13 protein-coding genes and 1 rRNA gene are annotated in these 16,546 nt (G+C 63.4%); 7 read left to right on the forward strand and 7 right to left on the reverse strand.

The window, feature by feature from the left end; translation table 11 throughout:
- From ACSBQT_RS15735 to purQ, 6 genes are all read left to right on the forward strand, one after another.
- A complete protein-coding gene (locus ACSBQT_RS15735; RefSeq protein ID WP_435002082.1) occupies positions 1–1,164 on the forward strand; it encodes a polyamine ABC transporter substrate-binding protein in 1,164 nt (387 codons plus the stop codon).
- On the forward strand, positions 1,161–2,099 hold the full coding sequence (locus ACSBQT_RS15740; protein WP_435002083.1) for an ABC transporter permease: 939 nt from the start codon (positions 1,161–1,163) through the stop codon (positions 2,097–2,099). Before ACSBQT_RS15735 ends, ACSBQT_RS15740 begins: the two co-directional genes overlap by 4 nt.
- A gap of 1 nt (position 2,100) precedes the next feature.
- The gene (locus ACSBQT_RS15745; RefSeq protein ID WP_139470423.1) at positions 2,101–2,964 is read left to right on the forward strand and encodes an ABC transporter permease; all 864 of its coding nucleotides are present in this window, start codon (positions 2,101–2,103) and stop codon (positions 2,962–2,964) included.
- A 125-nt stretch (positions 2,965–3,089) separates the two neighbouring features.
- On the forward strand, positions 3,090–4,511 hold the full coding sequence (locus ACSBQT_RS15750) for an NAD(P)/FAD-dependent oxidoreductase (protein WP_435002084.1): 1,422 nt from the start codon (positions 3,090–3,092) through the stop codon (positions 4,509–4,511).
- 115 nt (positions 4,512–4,626) lie between these two features.
- A complete protein-coding gene (gene purS, locus ACSBQT_RS15755) occupies positions 4,627–4,884 on the forward strand; it encodes a phosphoribosylformylglycinamidine synthase subunit PurS (RefSeq protein ID WP_025780534.1) in 258 nt (85 codons plus the stop codon).
- A complete protein-coding gene (gene purQ, locus ACSBQT_RS15760) occupies positions 4,881–5,618 on the forward strand; it encodes a phosphoribosylformylglycinamidine synthase subunit PurQ (RefSeq protein ID WP_435002085.1) in 738 nt (245 codons plus the stop codon). Before purS ends, purQ begins: the two co-directional genes overlap by 4 nt.
- A 126-nt stretch (positions 5,619–5,744) precedes the next feature.
- Here the strand turns inward: purQ and ACSBQT_RS15765 are convergent, their stop codons facing one another.
- From ACSBQT_RS15765 to ACSBQT_RS15785, 5 genes are all read right to left on the reverse strand, one after another.
- Positions 5,745–6,527, reverse strand: a complete 783-nt coding sequence (locus ACSBQT_RS15765) for a hypothetical protein (protein ID WP_435002086.1) — start codon at positions 6,525–6,527, stop codon at positions 5,745–5,747.
- A gap of 469 nt (positions 6,528–6,996) precedes the next feature.
- Positions 6,997–7,512, reverse strand: a complete 516-nt coding sequence (locus ACSBQT_RS15770) for a peptidoglycan-binding domain-containing protein (RefSeq protein ID WP_435002087.1) — start codon at positions 7,510–7,512, stop codon at positions 6,997–6,999.
- A 266-nt stretch (positions 7,513–7,778) separates the two neighbouring features.
- Entirely contained in the window at positions 7,779–9,488 is a 1,710-nt protein-coding gene (locus ACSBQT_RS15775; protein WP_435002088.1) for a hypothetical protein, read from the reverse strand.
- Between the two features lie 403 nt (positions 9,489–9,891).
- The gene (locus ACSBQT_RS15780; protein ID WP_435002089.1) at positions 9,892–12,012 is read right to left on the reverse strand and encodes an ABC transporter ATP-binding protein; all 2,121 of its coding nucleotides are present in this window, start codon (positions 12,010–12,012) and stop codon (positions 9,892–9,894) included.
- A gap of 1 nt (position 12,013) precedes the next feature.
- Complete coding sequence (locus ACSBQT_RS15785) at positions 12,014–13,747, reverse strand: ABC transporter ATP-binding protein (RefSeq protein WP_435002090.1); 1,734 nt, start codon at positions 13,745–13,747, stop codon at positions 12,014–12,016.
- Positions 13,748–13,962: 215 nt separating this feature from the next.
- On the opposite strand from ACSBQT_RS15785, the gene ACSBQT_RS15790 reads away from it, so the two are divergent.
- The gene (locus tag ACSBQT_RS15790) at positions 13,963–15,072 is read left to right on the forward strand and encodes a DUF6882 domain-containing protein (protein WP_435002091.1); all 1,110 of its coding nucleotides are present in this window, start codon (positions 13,963–13,965) and stop codon (positions 15,070–15,072) included.
- A 79-nt stretch (positions 15,073–15,151) separates the two neighbouring features.
- Here ACSBQT_RS15790 and ACSBQT_RS15795 read toward each other — a convergent pair whose 3' ends face one another.
- Positions 15,152–16,201: a DoxX family protein gene (locus tag ACSBQT_RS15795; RefSeq protein ID WP_435002092.1), complete on the reverse strand. Its 1,050-nt coding sequence runs from the start codon at positions 16,199–16,201 to the stop codon at positions 15,152–15,154.
- 224 nt (positions 16,202–16,425) lie between these two features.
- Positions 16,426–16,544, reverse strand: a 5S ribosomal RNA gene (rrf, locus tag ACSBQT_RS15800).
- Positions 16,545–16,546: the final 2 nt, after the last annotated feature.

A 16,546-nucleotide genomic window follows, 5' to 3' on the forward strand; every position in this document is an offset into this window, starting at 1 on the left:
ATGGTTCGGCAGAGACCCGATGTGACGTTCCTGGCCCCGCGGGCCGCCTCGGCGAGATTGAGCCGGCGAGCGCTGCTGGCCGGGTTCGGCGTCGTCGGACTCGGGGCACTGAGCGCGTGTGGGAAGACCACGAAGATGGCGGCATCGCCGCCGACCGACGGAAAGCTCGAATCGAAGCTCAACCTCTACTCGTGGGGCGACTACGACAACCCCGAACTTCTCGACGCCTTCAAATCCCAGAACGACATCCTCGTCCAGGTCGACGCCTACGGGTCGAACGAGGAGCTCGTCGCGAAGCTCTCGACCTCGCGCGGGACGTCCGGCTACGACGTGGTCGTGCCGACGGGGTCGAACATTCCGCAGATGCTCGAACATGACCTGCTCCAGGAGCTCGACCTCAGCCTGATCCCGAACTTCGAGCACATGGACCCGAACTTCACGCATCAGTACTTCGATCCGGACAACACGTACTCGATCTGCAAGGCGTGGGGCACCACCGGGTTCGTCTACAACACGAAGAAGATCGACCGGGAGATGACGAGCTGGCAGGACTTCCTCGACGCCGCGCAGAAGGAAGCGGCCGGCACGACCGCACTGCTCGAGGACCCATGGGAGGTCTCGGCGATCGCCCTGGCCGCACAGGGTTTCAGCCTCAACACCCAGGACGAAGGAGAGCTCGACCAGGCTCGGAAGATCATCGTCGATGACCTGGCCCCGAACGTGAAGGCCTATGTCGGCAACGCCGCCACAAGCATGATCCAGGGCAGCTTCACCCTTCTGCACGCCTTCAACGGCGATGCCAGGCAGGGCCTGACCGAGGTCAAGGACCCGGAGAACTGGAAGTTCGTCTTTCCGACCCCCTCGGCGAATCTGTGGATGGACTGCTGGGCGATCGCCACCGGCGCCCCGCACCCGGATTCCGCGCACGCCTTCATCAACCACATGCTCTCGCCGGACACCGCGGTCGACCAGCTCGACTACATCGGCTACCCGATCGGAACGAAGGGCCTGGCCGAGCAGGCGAAGAAGGCCGACCTCGACCAACAGGACCTCATCTTCCCTGCACAGAAGGTCCTCGACCGACTCGAACCGAGCAAGCAGACTCCGGCCGATCAGATCCGGACGAAGATCCTCACCGACGCCCAGGCCAGGAGCGGAGCATGAGCACTCAGACCCGACCGCAGCAGCCACGACCGAAGAAGCCGGCGACGAAGCTCTTCGGCCCGGCGGCCATGTCGTTTCCGACATGGGCCTATGCGCTGTTCTTCTTCATCATTCCCCTCGCCCTCATCGTCTTCTACAGCTTCGGATACAAGCCCGACCAGTTCACGGCCATCGCCACCGATCGCCTGTCGTTCGGTCGGTACCCGGAGGCGATGAGCGCGAGCTTCGTCTCGACCTTCTTCGCGACGCTGCGCATCTCGCTGCTCGGCACCCTGTTGTGCCTGATCATCGCCCTGCCGTTCGCATACTGGCTGGCGATCAAGGTTGCACCCGCCCGCAGGTCATTAGCTCTGGCCCTGGTGATGGTGCCGTTCTGGACGAACTTCCTCGTCCGCACCCTCGGCTGGCAGATCATGCTCTCCCCCGACGGGTTCCTGTCGAACTGGCTGCAGGGGCTCGGGCTGCTCGACGGCCCCCTCGACATCCTCTACACGCGGACGGCGGTGCAGATCGGCGTCGTCTACAACTATCTGCCGCTGATGATCCTGCCGCTGTTCGTCGCCATCGATGCCTCGGGCAAGAAGCTGCGCGAGGCCAGCTACGACCTCGGCGCGGGGAAGGTGAAGACCTTCATGCGGGTCACGCTGCCGATGGCGATGCCCGGAGTCGTCTCCGGCTGCCTGCTCGTGTTCATCCCGCTCAACGGCGACTACGTCACCGCGACCGTCCTCGGCGGAGCGAGCGGCTCCATGGTCGGTCAGCTCATCGCCAATCAGTTCAACACCGCACAGAACTGGGCGGTCGGAGCGGCCATGGCGATGATCCTCATCATCTCCACCTTGGCCGTCGTCGGGGTCGGCTTCGCACTGCTCAAGCTCGGGCAGGCGATCACGGCCGAACTCAACAGTGTTCCGCTGCATGACGGGAGGGCCTGAGATGCCGAAGAAGAACACGTTCGCACGTCGGACACCGACCGATATCGCCCTGCACGTCTGGGGCATCCTCGTCTTCGTCTACCTGTTCGTGCCGATCGCGGTGATCATCGCCTATTCGTTCAACAACGGCAAGGTGCTCGCGAACTTCCGCGGCTTCGGCCTGCACGCCTATATCAGCGGAATCAACAACGACATCATCGTCTCCTCCATCGTCACGAGCCTGCAGGCAGCCGTCGGCACCGCCATCGTCTCGACGATCTTCGGCACCCTCGGCGGAGTCGCTCTGGCCAGGGCCAGAAGGGGCGCTTGGTGGGCGCTCGGACTGACCGCGATCCTTGGACTGACCTTGGTCACGCCCGAGATCGTCGACGGCATCTCGTTCCTGCCGTGGTTCGTCACCGTCGGTGTCGACTGGGGCATCACACCGCTCAACAACGGCCTGGTCAGGCTCATCATCTCGCACGCGATGTTCTCCATGGCGATCGTGACGTTCATCGTCAGGGCCCGCCTCGCCGGAATGGACACCCAGCTCGAGGATGCCGCCGCCGATCTCGGCGCCACCCCGTGGAACCGGTTCAAGGACATCACCCTGCCGATCGCGGCCCCCGGCATCCTCGCCGGTGCTCTGATGTCGTTCACCGTCAGCCTCGACAACACGATTCTCTCGAGCTTCGTCCAGCAGCCGGGCTACACCCCGTGGCCGGTCTACATCTTCTCCGCCGTCCGCGTGGCTCTGCGCCCCGAGGTCGCGGCGATGTCGACGGTGATGTTCGTCCTCACCCTCGCCGCACTCGGCTTCGTCGGCTTCGTCCTGCGCAAGGCCGGCGGCAACGCCACGGAGATCATCAAGACGATGGCCGCATGAGGCACTCCATCACCGAGGCGGCCCCGAAGTTCGCCGGCTCGCGCCGGCCCGCCGTTCCGCACCACCCCGCACCTGCCTATCCGGCAGAGTGCCCACCGACCGCACTGCGAAGAAAGTGAAGTGACATGGACGTCAATGCCGCATTGGCCGACGCCTCGACCGTTCCGTTCTGGCTCGACACCGACCTCCGTCCGGACCCGCTGCCGCCGCTGCAGGAGAACCGCGAGACCGACCTCCTCGTCGTCGGCGGCGGGTTCACGGGTCTGTGGACTGCTCTGCAGGCCAAGGAGCGGGACCCGAACCGTCGGGTCGTGCTCGTCGAGGCGAACTCGATCGGGTGGGCCGCCTCGGGGCGCAATGGCGGATTCTGCGCGGCCAGCCTCACTCACGGCTACGACAACGGGGAAGCCCACCTGCCGGAGGAGAACGATCGGCTCGCGCAGCTGGGCCGGGAGAACCTCGACGCCATCGAAGCAGCGGTGGCGAAGTACGGGATGGACGTCGAGTTCGAACGCACGGGCGAACTCGATGTCGCCACCGAGGACTACCAGGTCGCCGAGCTGCGTGAGGCCCACGATCCCGATTCCGGTTTCATCTTCCTCGACCAGCAGGAGCTCGCGGGGATCGTCAAGTCGCCGACGTACAAGGGTGCGCTGTGGGATTCCCGCGAGGTCGCGCTGGTCCATCCTGCGAAGCTGTGCTGGGAGCTGCTGCGGGTCATCCGCGAACTCGGGGTCGAGGTCTATGAGGGCACGAAGGTCACCGATGTCAGCGACGCGAAGACGAGCGTGCGAGTCCAGACCCGCGTGACCGCGGAGACCCTCGAGGACTGCGCGTCAGCTCCGTGCAGCCAGGTCACGGCGAAGCGGGTGGCGTTGGCGACGAATGTGTTCCCCTCGCTGCTCAAACGGGTGAGTCTGCATACGGTTCCCGTCTACGACTATGCGCTGATGACCGAGCCGCTGACCGACGAGCAGATGGCCTCTATCGGGTGGGAGGGTCGTCAGGGCATCGGCGACTGTGCAAATCGCTTCCACTACTACCGGCTGAGCGCTGACAACCGGATCCTCTTCGGCGGTTGGGACGCCGTCTACCACTTCGGGCGGCAGGTGTCGTGGAGATACGATCAGCGACCCGAGACCTTCGAGACCCTCGCCGAGCACTTCTTCGAGACCTTCCCGCAGCTGGCCGGGCTGAAGTTCACCCATAAATGGGGCGGACCGATCGACACCTGTTCACGGTTCTTCTCGTTCTTCACCAGTGCCTATGGGAAGAAGGTCGCCATGGCTGCGGGATTCACCGGGCTCGGAGTGGGCGCGTCTCGGTTCGCTGGAACGGTCATGCTCGATCTGCTCTCCGGTGAGGACACCGAGCTGACCGAGCTCGAGATGGTGCGCAAACTCCCCCTGCCGTTCCCGCCCGAGCCGGTGGCGTGGCTGGGCATCAAGATGACGACGAATGCGCTGATCAAGGCCGATGAGAACGAGGGCCGTCGCGGACCTCTGCTCAAGGTCCTCGATGCAGTGGGCATGGGCTTCGATTCCTGAGGGCTCCGGCCTGTCCGACGACCGGACCGCGGGCGGGGAATTCGGCCGTGGTTGGTAGACTCTGGGTGAGCGCGGGAGGAACTCCCGAACACTTTCACAAAGGAGCAGTACACGCATGGCACGTGTCGTCGTTGAGGTGATGCCCAAACCCGAGATCCTTGACCCCCAGGGCAAGGCGATCTCCGGCGGACTGACCCGTCTGGGCTTCACCGGGTTCGGTGAGGTTCGTCAGGGCAAGAGGTTCGAACTCGAGGTTGACGGCGAAGCCACCGAGGAGGTCCTCGCCCAGGCACGCGAAGCCGCAGAGAAGCTTCTGTCGAATCCCGTGATCGAGAACGTTGTGGCTGTCCGCGTGGCCGAGGACGCATCGTGACCGCTGTCGCGGCTGATCCCACCGCCGAGGCGACGCCTGAGTCCGGTGTCTCCGTCGGAGTCGTCACGTTCCCCGGAACTCTCGATGACCGCGATGCCGCTCGCGCCGTTCGTCTCGCCGGTGCGAACCCGGTGAACCTGTGGCATGCGGATTCGACGCTGTCCGGAGTCGATGCCGTCATCCTGCCCGGCGGGTTCTCCTATGGTGACTACCTGCGCTGCGGCGCAATCGCCGGATTCGCGCCGATCATGGAGTCCGTCGTGGCTGCGGCGAATGCCGGTATGCCGGCGCTCGGCATCTGCAACGGCTTCCAGATCCTCTGCGAGTCCCGTCTGCTGCCCGGTGCGCTCATCCGCAACGATCACCAGCATTTCATCTGCCGCGACCAGGACCTGGTCGTGGAGAACGCGAACACCGCGTGGACGAGCGACTACGAGCAGGGTCAGACGATCCGCATTCCGCTGAAGAACGGTGAGGGCGGATTCGTCGCCACCGACGAGGTGCTCGACGAGCTCGAGTCCACCGGACGCGTGGTCTTCCGCTACCAGGGCTTCAACCCGAACGGGTCGCTGCGAGACATCGCCGGAATCACGAACGAAGCAGGCAACGTCGTCGGTCTCATGCCGCACCCCGAACACGCCGTCGAGACCGGCTTCGGCCCCGAGTCCGGCGGCGGAATCGACGGTCAGGGGTTCTTCTCCTCGGCCGTGCGCACGCTCGTCGCCAAGGGCTGAGCCGGCCGGCGGTCCCTGAGGCACCGACAGACGAACGACGCCAGGTCTTTAACTCAGAGGCACTGTTCTGAGTTGAGGACCTGGCGTCGTTTGCATTCTATTTGCGGGTTGAGTGATCACGGACCTCTATTCGTCGATGTACACCTGCAACGGCGCCGAGTCTTCGAGGCCGCCGCATTCTGCAGTGATGACGTATTTGCCCCACAGGTCCTTGCTTGAATCCGCTATGTATCGGACCGATGCGGACTCATCTTCACCGGCGAGTTGGCGCTTTTCCCAGACCTTCGTCTGACCATCCGTGTTCTTCTTGAACACGCGGAACACGACCTCGTCTTCGGCCGAGCAGTTGACCATTGTGAGATTGACTCCGTCGGTGCCGAGAGCCGTGTCGTTCGTGTCCTCCTCTGGGTTCATCAACAGAGTGCCATCGTCGTATTCACCTCGATCGCCCTCCGCCATGAGGCCGACACTGGTGGACATCTCCCTCACTCTCTCGCCGTCGCGTTCAACATAGACCATGAACGGAAGGGCTGTCGGGACGTCCGGTTCCTCATCCACGACAACCGAGCCGTCGAACGGCCCGTCCTTCTTCACAACGGACTTTTTGTCGTTGAGACTGGTGGTGACGACGTCCCCTGCTTTGAGCCCGTCGACGGTGTATTCGATTCCCTTGCCGTGCGCGACCTCGTACAGTGTCATCGTCGCGTACCTCAGCGCCAGATCTTCATCGTGAGACTTGGGGTCATCCTCCGAGCCTTCCTCCTCTGCTGCCCCAGATTCGCTCGAGTGACTTTCGTCGGTTGGCACAGAGCCCGAAGGTGCGGCGTCGAGACTCAGAGCCGCCGCCGGTCCGTCTGCGAGGGCAGAGATGCCGAGGGCTGCGGTCACGGCGAGTGCGAGCTTCTTCATAGTGATCATCCTTCTTTCATCCTTGCCGGTGACGCTTTGAAAGCGGCGCCGGGTTGAACGGCCGTATTCGGTTGTGGTGCGACCGTAGTCACGACGAAAGGGATCTGTGGAGTTCTGAACATTGTGGTCATGACAACTTCGAAACAGCAATCCGACCTGTTCCGTGACGTCAACGTGACCTGCCGATTCGAACGCCGAGCCGTCGTTCAGAATCACGCACCGCCCACAGCGGCACTCTCGCCGAGGCGGCGCTGTCGTTCCTGGTCATCTCCGTTGTTCCAGCGAGGTTGGTTCGGAGCTGGCTGCTCCGGTTGAGGCAAGCTGATACGGCTGCACAGGCCGCGATCAGACTGTCGATCACATCGTCATCACTCCGCAGAGTTCGGCAGGCTGAATTGTTATTGCCGATTTCGGAGATTTCAGGCCGCGATCCCCTGCTCGCGACTTCGGAAGCAGGGGACCAGAACTGTCAGCAGCAACCTGGCCGGACTGAGTCTTCGGCCCAGTCGAGTCCGACGGCGGTCTCGAGAGTGCTGTTCGTGGCGTGCAGTGGGACAGCCCAGGTTCTGTCCCCGACGATGCCGTCTGAGTCGACGGCACCCCACTTCTGAAAGCCCTCCACAGACTCCTTCGTGCCGGCCCCGAAGTCTCCGTCGGCTTCGCCCGGCGACGGCCAATCGCCGCTGCCTGCACCAGAGATGAGCACCTTCTGCAGGTCGCGAACGACGTCGCCTTTCGACCCCGTCTTCAGCAGAGGCATCGGACCACCGTTCGGAAGTGCTTCCCAGGTGTCCTTTCCGACGATGCCATCGACCGTCAGTTCGGCGCTCTCCTGAAACCGTTTGACCCCCGCTTCGGTGTCCGGTCCGAAATCACCGTCGACTGCGACGCTGAGATCGGGAGTTCTCCGCAGAGCTCGCTGGGCGCGAAGGACCGCGGTGCCCTTATCGCCGCGTTTGATTTCGGGCTGACCGGGATTGGACATGATCGTGCTCCTCGTTCATCGGTTTCGTGGAAGCTTCCTTGCCTCCACGACGACCAAGCTAGGCCCGTTGTTCCTGCACCGGCAAGGCTCCGACGAGACTCAACGGGCGTGCACGCGAACTGGTCGGCACTGCCTGTGAGGACAGCACAGATCGGCCCCGGTTCCTCGACCAGGAGTCGAGGAACCGGGGCCGATCGCTTCCGCCAGGACCGCTTCTCGCCGTCGGGCCGGGTGGAGTCACCAACCCGACGGGTCGCCGGTCACTGTCAGCTCTTGTTCTTCCGGCGTGCCAGGCCGATGGCTGCTCCACCGCCGAGGATGAGCAGAGCACCTGCGGTCAGACCGGTGAGTTCGGCACCGGTGCGAGGCATCGACGAACCGCCCCCGGATCCGTCGGCTTCGCCGGAGTCTCCTCCGTTGCCGCCACCGGACTCGCCGCCGGTGACTTCGAACTCTCCTGACCTGCTGACGTCCATGCATTCGGCGAAGACCTGGTAAGTCCCGACGTAGTACGCGGGATCATCCCCGAGACCGTAGACGTGGATTCCGGCCGTTCCTTCTTCATTGGTCGTCGCGGTTTGTTCGTAGAGTTTCTCGCTCTTGTCCCCGGAGTAGACCTCGAAGTGGACTTCAGCATCCGGTACGCATTCGTTGACCATCAGCTGCACACCTTGGTCTCGGTCGATGAAGTCCTTTCCCGAAATCTTTTCGGGGTTGATCGAGAGCTTGGGGTCGACGACGCTGCCGTCATCGGTGACCGTGAACGTAGTCTCTGCACTCTTGTCGCCGCAGGAGGCCATGACGATGAAGTCACCGACCCAGCCCTTGCCGCCGTCACCGTCAGGGAGGAACTTGACGGACCCGGCTGCGTCCTCACCGGCTTCCTGGGACTCGTCCCAGATCACGGTGTCGGGGTCCTTCGCTGAGCTCACCTGGAACTTCACCTCGGAGTCGACGTGGCAGTTGACGAGAGTGATGTTGACACCGTTCTCGAGGAAGTCGGCCAACTTCTGGCTCTCCGGGGTGACGCTGAGATCCGCATCGGAGCTGTCGTCGTCTTCAGTGACGGAATACGTCGTCTCCGCGGTCATGTCACCGCATTCTGCGCTGACCACGAAGTCACCGATCCATCCATCACCGCCGGTGCCGGGCATGAACGATGTGGAGACCGAACCGTCATCGCCGGCGGTCTTCGTCTCTTCCCAGATGTTCGTATCTTCGCCCTTGCGGACGATGGTGACGGTCACTTCTTCGCCCGCCTCGCAATTGCTCACGGTGATGTCGACACCGTTGTCGAGATACGAGTCGATCCCCTGGCTCTGCGGGTCGACGCTGACGGCCGCATCCGTGTCATCTTGGCTGTCGGTGATCTCCACGCGGCCGCTGAATGTCTTCGACTCCTCGCCGTCGCGGGCGACGGTCACGGTGACATCGACGACGTCGCCGACCTTGAGCTCGGTGTTGCCCCGGAGCTCTCCGTTGAACGTTCCGTTACTGTCGACGGTGATTGAGCCGTTCTCTCCGGGTTCGGCGGTGACGGTGTCTCCGGCCTTCAGCCCGGTGATGGTGTACGGGATGGCCTCGGCTGCCTCGTCGACGGGCATCGACGACTGGTCGAGTGAGAACGAGGCTTCGATCGGGGTCGAGTCCTCGGTCGGTTCGTCCGAGCCTTCGCCAGGGTCAGCCGCCTCTTCACCGTCGCTGGGATCGGCTGCGTTCTCGTCGCCTCCTGGATCGGTCGATTCCTCCCCGTCACCGGGTTCGGTGGGTGTGCCGGGATCAGCGTCGTCGCCACCTGGGTCCGTGGGCGGGTCCTCCGTTCCCGGAGATTCTGCGTCGCCGTTTCCTGCTTCTCCTGCGGCTTGGACGTCGACCGCCTGCGCAGTTGTGCGCTCATCTGCTTGTGCGGCCGCCTGACCCCATCCTCCGAGGGAGAGTGCCAGAGCGAACGTTGCCGCCATTGCCAACCGTTTCATGATGGTCCTTCCAGAGTTCTGGTCGGTTGCCGTCTTCAGTTATGGCTTGGACCATACGCAGGCAGAGGAGAGCGCACGACTTTTGTTCATTTAGGTCATGACAGAAGTGATAGAGGTGTTTTGCCGAATGTTTATCACTTCGCAATATTGTTTGCTCAGCCTGATTATGGCGCACCACGTGTTCGTCCCACAGGCTGCGCTCTCACCTGCACAGCAACTTCTGTTCGAGGCCGATGAGCTGCACGGCAAGACGGTCAGAACTGTGTCACATTCGGATCGATTTCGGCATTCACGCCCTGAAAAACGTTATGTCGGATTCTCCGTTCACCATCTGATTTCTGCGGTGAATGCGATGCAGGGTCCCCGAGCTCAAGCTCGGGGACCCTGCCACTGTCCGGAGCCATCAGGCCTGCGGAGAGCGGCCTTCCTCTGCCGGCGCCTCGGGGCTTTCGCCTTCGGCATCCGGCCCGTCCGCGCTGTCGCTGGCGGAGGCCGCAGCTTCGTCGACCGGCCCACCTGCCTCGGCTTCGGCGAGCACCTCGGCAGTGAACTGCTCCTCGGCGTCCTCTCCGCGGAACTGCGACATGTACAGCCGGTGGTAGGCGCCTTCTGCCGCGAGCAGCTGCTCGTGGTTGCCATGTTCGACGATCGCTCCGTCTTCCATCACGAGGATGGTGTGAGCGTCACGGATCGTCGACAACCGGTGGGCGATGACGAACGACGTCCGATCGGTTCGCAGCGCTGCCATCGCCTGCTGCACGAGCACCTCGGTGCGGGTGTCGACCGAGGAGGTCGCCTCGTCGAGGATGAGCAGTGAGGGGTCGGCGAGGAACGCTCGGGCGATGGTGATGAGCTGCCGTTCGCCGGCCGAGACGCTGCCGCCGTCGGAATCGATGACGGTGTCATAGCCGTCGGGCAGCTGGCGCACGAACCTGTCGACCATCGTCGCCTTCGCGGCTGAGACGACTTCCTCATCGGTGGCGCCCAGCCGACCGTAGCGGATGTTGTCGGCGATCGTGCCTTCGAACAGCCACGCATCCTGGAGCACCATGCCCACATGTGAACGGAGGTCGGCCCGGCTGAGGTCGCGGGTGTCGATGCCGTCGAGGTAGATGGTGCCGCCCGTGATCTCGTAGAACCGCATCACGAGGTTGACCAAGGTTGTCTTGCCGGCACCGGTCGGGCCGACGATCGCCACCGTATGTCCCGGTTCGGCGGTGAAGGACACCTTTTCGATGAGAGGCGTCTCCGGAGCGTAGCGGAAGCTCACTTCGGAGAATTCGACCTTGCCCGGAGTGCGCGGGGGCAGCTCCCTTTTCACCTCGTCGGGGTCCTCCTCCTCGGCGTCGAGCAGTTCGAAGGTCCGCTCCGCCGAGGCGACACCGGACTGGAGCATATTCGCCACACCGGCCATTTCGGAGATCGGCTGCGAGAACTCGCGCGAGTATTGGATGAACGCGGTCGCATCACCGAGCGTCATCTGTCCCGTCGCCACCTTGAGGCCGCCGGCGACGGCGATGAGGACATAGCTGAGGTAGGACACGAACTGCATCGACGGCATGATCATGCCGGAGACGAACTGAGCTCCGGCCGAAGCCTTGTACAGCGATTCGTTGCGACGGTCGAACTCCTCGAGCATGACCTCATCACGGCCGAAGGCCCTGACGATGTCAAGACCGGAGAACGACTCTTCCACGTGCCCGTTGACCTCACCCGTGTGCTTCCACTGTGCCTTGAACAGCTTCTGCGAACGGGTGCCGATGACGCCGGCGATGATCGCCGACAGCGGCAGAGCGATGAGAGCCAGCAGTGCGAGCTGCCAGGACACGATGAACATCATCACACCGATGCCGATGATCGTCAGCGCCGACTGCACGAGCTGAGAGAATGCCTGCTGCAGGGCCTGCTGGATGTTGTCGACGTCGTTGGTCACTCGCGACATCACATCGCCGCGCTGACGGGTGTCGAAGTAGCGCAGCGGCAGCCGGTTGATCTTGCGTTCGATGTCCTCACGCAGACGGTAGACCACGCGCATGACCAGGGCGTTGAGGATATACCCCTGCGCCCACATGAGCATCGAGGCCACGAGGTACATGAGCAGAACGGCGATGATGATCTGACCGAGCGCCGTGAAGTCGATTCCCTGCCCGGGCACCACCTCGGCGGTGGCGAGCATATCGGCGAAGTCGTCTCGGCCCTCGGCACGGGCCCCGGCGATGATGTCGTCGATGTTCGCACCAGCGGGCAGCTGAGCTCCGATGACTCCGGAGTAGACGACGTCCATCGCCTTGCCGAGGACCTTGGGCGCGATGACGGTGAGCACGACGGAGCCGACGACGAGCGCGACGACGTAGAACATGCCCTTCTTCTCCGTGGCCATGAGTCCGAACAGACGCTTGACCGACGGCCAGAAGTGCTTGGCCTTGCGCGGAGGTGTGCCTCCGCTCATCTCCAGTTCCTCGCCGCTGGGGATGTATTCGTCTTCCCCCGCCACCACAGTTTCGGTTGAGTTGTTGTCGGCCATGTCAGTTCACCTCTTCCGTGGTCAGCTGGGACTCGATGATCTCGCGGTAGGTCGGATTCGCCTCGGCGAGTTCCTCATGGGTGCCGCGGCCGACGATCTTCCCGGCCTCGAGGACGATGATCTGGTCGGCGTCCCGGATCGTCGATACGCGCTGGGCGACGACGATGACGGTGGCGTCCCCCGTCGATTCGTCGAGGGCGGCCCGCAGGCGGGCGTCGGTGGCGACGTCGAGGGCGGAGAACGAATCGTCGAAGACGTAGATCTGCGGCTTCACCGTCAGGGCTCTGGCGATGCACAGACGCTGCCGCTGCCCACCCGAGTAGTTCGTGCCTCCCTGGGCGACGCGTTCAGAGAGCTTGTCTTCTTTCTCGGACACGAAGTCGTCGGCCTGAGCGATGCGCAGTGCCTCCCACAGCTCTTCATCGGTGGCGTTCTCATTGCCGAAGCGCAGGTTCGAGGCGATTGTGCCGGAGAACAGGTACGGCTTCTGCGGCACCAGACCGATGAGCTGGGCCAGCTGGTGGCGATTGAACTCGGTGACGGGGGTGCCGTCGATGAGAATCTCGCCGACCTGCGGGTCGATGAGTCTGGGGATGAGGTTGACGATCGTCGACTTGCCGGAACCGGTCGATCCGATGATCGCGGTCGTCGTTCCGGGCTGGGCCGTGAAGTTCAGTCCCTCGAGCACCGGCACTTCGGCGCCGGGATATCCGAAGGTGACATTGCGGAATTCGAGCTCACCGCGACCGGGCAGCTCCGTGACACCGGCCGGGATGGTCATCGTGCTGCGGGTGTCGAGGATCTCTGCGATGCGTTCGGCGCAGACGACGGCGCGCGGAATCATCATCATCATGAATACGCCCATCATCACGGCCACGAGGATCTGCAGCAGGTACTGCAGGAACGCGGTCAGCGATCCCACTTCCATCTGTCCGGCGTCGACGCGGTGGCCGCCGAACCACAGGACAGCGGCAGTCGCGAGATGGAGGATCATCATGATGGCAGGGAACATGAGCACGAACAGGTTGCCGACCTTGACCGAGGTTTCGGTCAGGGCACGGTTGGCATCGGCGTAGCGGTCGGTTTCGAAGGGCTCGCGGACGAAGGCACGGATGACGCGGATGCCGGTGATCTGTTCGCGCAGAACTCCGTTGATGTCGTCGACCTGGTCCTGCATACGGCGGAACAGCGGCATGAGGAGGTAGACGAGGATGGCGACGACGATGAACAGGACGGGCACGGACACCCACACCAGCCAGGACAGCCCGGCGTCCTCCCGCAGGGCCATGATGATGCCGCCGATGCACATGATCGGTGTCGAGACCATGAAGTTCAGGGTCATGAGCACGAGCATCTGAACCTGTTGGACGTCGTTGGTGTTGCGGGTGATGAGGGTGGCGGATCCGAACTTTCCGACTTCGAGCATCGACAGGTCGTCGACCTGACGGTAGATGGCTCTGCGGAGGTCGCGGCCGACGCCCATTCCCGTGCGGGCGCCGAAGTAGATCGCGGTGATCGCAGTGACGACCTGCACGAGGCAGACGAGCAGCATCGTCATGCCCGTCGACCAGATGAAGTCGGTATCGCCCTTGGCGACTCCCTCGTCGATGATCCGGGCGTTGAGGCTGGGCAGGTACAGTGCTGCGATGGTCGAGGCAAGCTGCAGGATCACGACCAGAGTGATGAACGGCCAGTAGTTTTTGGCGTATTTCAGGGACAGGCGGAGTAATGCCACGTTGAACGTCCTGAGTGATGAGTGACTGATGATGGAGTCGCGAGAGTTGCGAAGCGCAACAGAATACCTTACATGAATTCTCCGCTCAGAGATAGACGATCAGGCGGCAGATCGTGCCTTCAAACTCAGACCTCTACTTCACCATGAGGCACTGACACGGGCCTCGCACCGCGTGCCTCCTCGATTCTCCGGCGCTCCCGCATACGCTTGAAAGCATGAGCTCAACTCTGCAGGACCTGGTCAATCGTGCCGTCTTCTATTCGACGGAGGTGCAGACGCATTTCGGTGCGCTCATCGCCGACGCCGAGTGGGAAGTCGACTTCAGCTCCGACCCGCACCTGACGTTCACGTCGGCCGAGGGCGCCGTCCTGCGCACCCGGCCGCATCTGCTCGGATCGGAGTCAGGCAGGGAGAAGACGTGGCTGTGGGGTTGGGAGAACGTCAATGACTTCCCCGATGCCGTCGTCGGGCTCTCCCACGAGGTGCGCAAGTTCGGGGCCGCTGAGGACGTCAGCGAGCTCACGACACTTGAGCTCTCCCTCGATGAGGAGCTCGCACTGCGGCTGACCCTGGCATCGAAGGAGGCCACCGACAAGTGGGCCCACTATCCTGCCGCCGCCGGCGCCGGGACCACTGTCTGGCTCCTCGTCGATGCCGCCGAGATCGCCCTGCCCGCACCGCAGGTCAAGGTCTCTGTGAGGGCGCTCATGCAGGGACTGACGCAGACGACGGTGACCGACCACCGCGCGGCCATCGAAGCGTACGTCGCCAAACGCGGCATTCCGACGGCAGAGCTCCCCGAGGGTGGCCTGCGGATGCTGTTCGCCGACGGCTCGGCCGACCTGTCTTTCGACGATCAGCGTCGCATCTCCAACTGCGACCTGAATGCGCCGCTGGAGGGCGAGGCCGCCGAGCAGTACGCCGCTGCGGAACCCACAGGCACCCCCACCGAGGCGGCCGCCGCCTCTCGCGCGACCGATTCGACGTCCGCTCCCGCTGCGAAGGAGGTTGCCGCACCACCTGCGGCGACCCCCGCGACACCGACGCCTGCTCAGATAGAGGAAGCTGCGCCCACAGAATCCGTGCCGGACGAGAAGCCGGCAGCCGAATCGGCCCCGGCGGCCGAGGCTCGGGACGACGAAGCTGCAGAGCCTGCGGCGGAGGCTACGGACGCCGCACGCGGACAGCACCAGCCGGAAGACGAGCGGCCGCTCGGAGACGAATCTGTCGAGCCCGCCGAGGCGGAGACTCCGATCGAGGAAGAGCCGAGCAAGGAGGCCAAGCCGAAGAAGAAGGGTCTGTTCTCCAAGCTGTTCGGACGCTGATGCGCCGCTGAGCTGTTGGATCCCTGAAGGATGCTTGGGGCCCCGCCGATCGGCGGGGCCCCACATAATTCATCGGCTTTCAGCGGTTGACGGGCGTCTCGGGTCCCCAGCGGAAGCCTCGGTCGAAGAGGAACCTTCGTTCATCATCATTGCGCAGCGTCAGTTCCGAGTCCGCTGCTTGAAGAGAGAACTCCCCCTCTCCGACCTTCGAGTACCGGAACTCAACCGTGCCGGAGGGATCGCGAATAAGCGTCTGAGCCCCTTTGCGGACGGGGTAGAGCTTCGCTGTGATCGACTGGCCTTCGACGCTGTAGATACCGTCCTGGAAGTCTCCGTCGGAGTACCGCACGCTCATTCTCTTGCCCTTGCCTGAGCCTATCTGCCCGAAAGCGATCTGAGTGATGTCTGCGGTTGTATGGTCGGTGCCTTCGATCGGGGCAGGCTTGCCTGACGCGGTGACGGTATAGACGCCTGAGATCTCCTCAGGGGTCCCAGGCCGGCCCCAGTTGAGACTGATTCCGGTGGCCAGTCCGCTGCCGACGATGATGACGACAGCGAGTATCGGGGAGACCCAGCGGGTGATACGAACGAAGATCCGGTTCTGCCAGATGAGGCCGCTGACCGCCGGCCCGACGCTGCGCCCGAGTGCGAATCTCGCGACTCGGGGCACGTTGGGGATGAGAAGGACGAGACCGACCAGGGCCATCGCTCCTGAGAGCTGCTTCACCGGCACGTCGAACGTCAGGTTGAGAAGGAAGACCACGCTCATGTCCAGAGCCGCGATGAGTGCGCCGAGCCAGGCAGAACGACGGAAGAGCAGCAGGATGACAGCGAGAAGCTCGGCCAGACCCGCCAGGAATTGAACGGTCGGGGAGAACGCCGTGAAACGCCACAGCAGACCCATGGGGCTCATCTCGCCGTACTGGACTAATGCGTCGGCGTAGTCCGCATAGCCCATCTGAACGTGGAAGATCTTCGTCCAGGCGTAGGGCAGGAGCGCGATCGCCAATCCGATGCGCAGCAGCCAATGCAGGGCCCAGAGGATACCGATCCAGCGCGACCGTGAGCGAGCCTGTTGAGCGTCCGGCTCTGCTGGTTGAACGTGCAGTGGAGTATCGTTCGTCGTCATAATGTTCACATTACTGACAAAACGACTTGTCCCGAAGTAGGGTTCTCCGGACTACTCCAAAAGACATCCCCCACCCCTATTGCTACCTGACGGGGGTGCAGCAACCCCGCGCCAGGTAGCAGTACCCCCGCCAGGTAGCACCAAGCACACCCACCGCATTCGTTGGTGAATACAGTAATGGCCCCGCCCAAAACATTGGACGAGGCCATCACCACCAAAAAATATTGCGGCAGTCACTTACTCTCCCACAACCACCAAGTTGCAGTACCATCAGCGCGAATGGGCTTAGCTACCGGGATCGGAACGGTTAACCGGGCGTTTCCCCACCACTATCACCACCGCAAA

The sequence above is a fragment of the Brevibacterium sp. H602 genome (assembly GCF_051172395.1).
Lineage (GTDB): Bacteria > Actinomycetota > Actinomycetes > Actinomycetales > Brevibacteriaceae > Brevibacterium.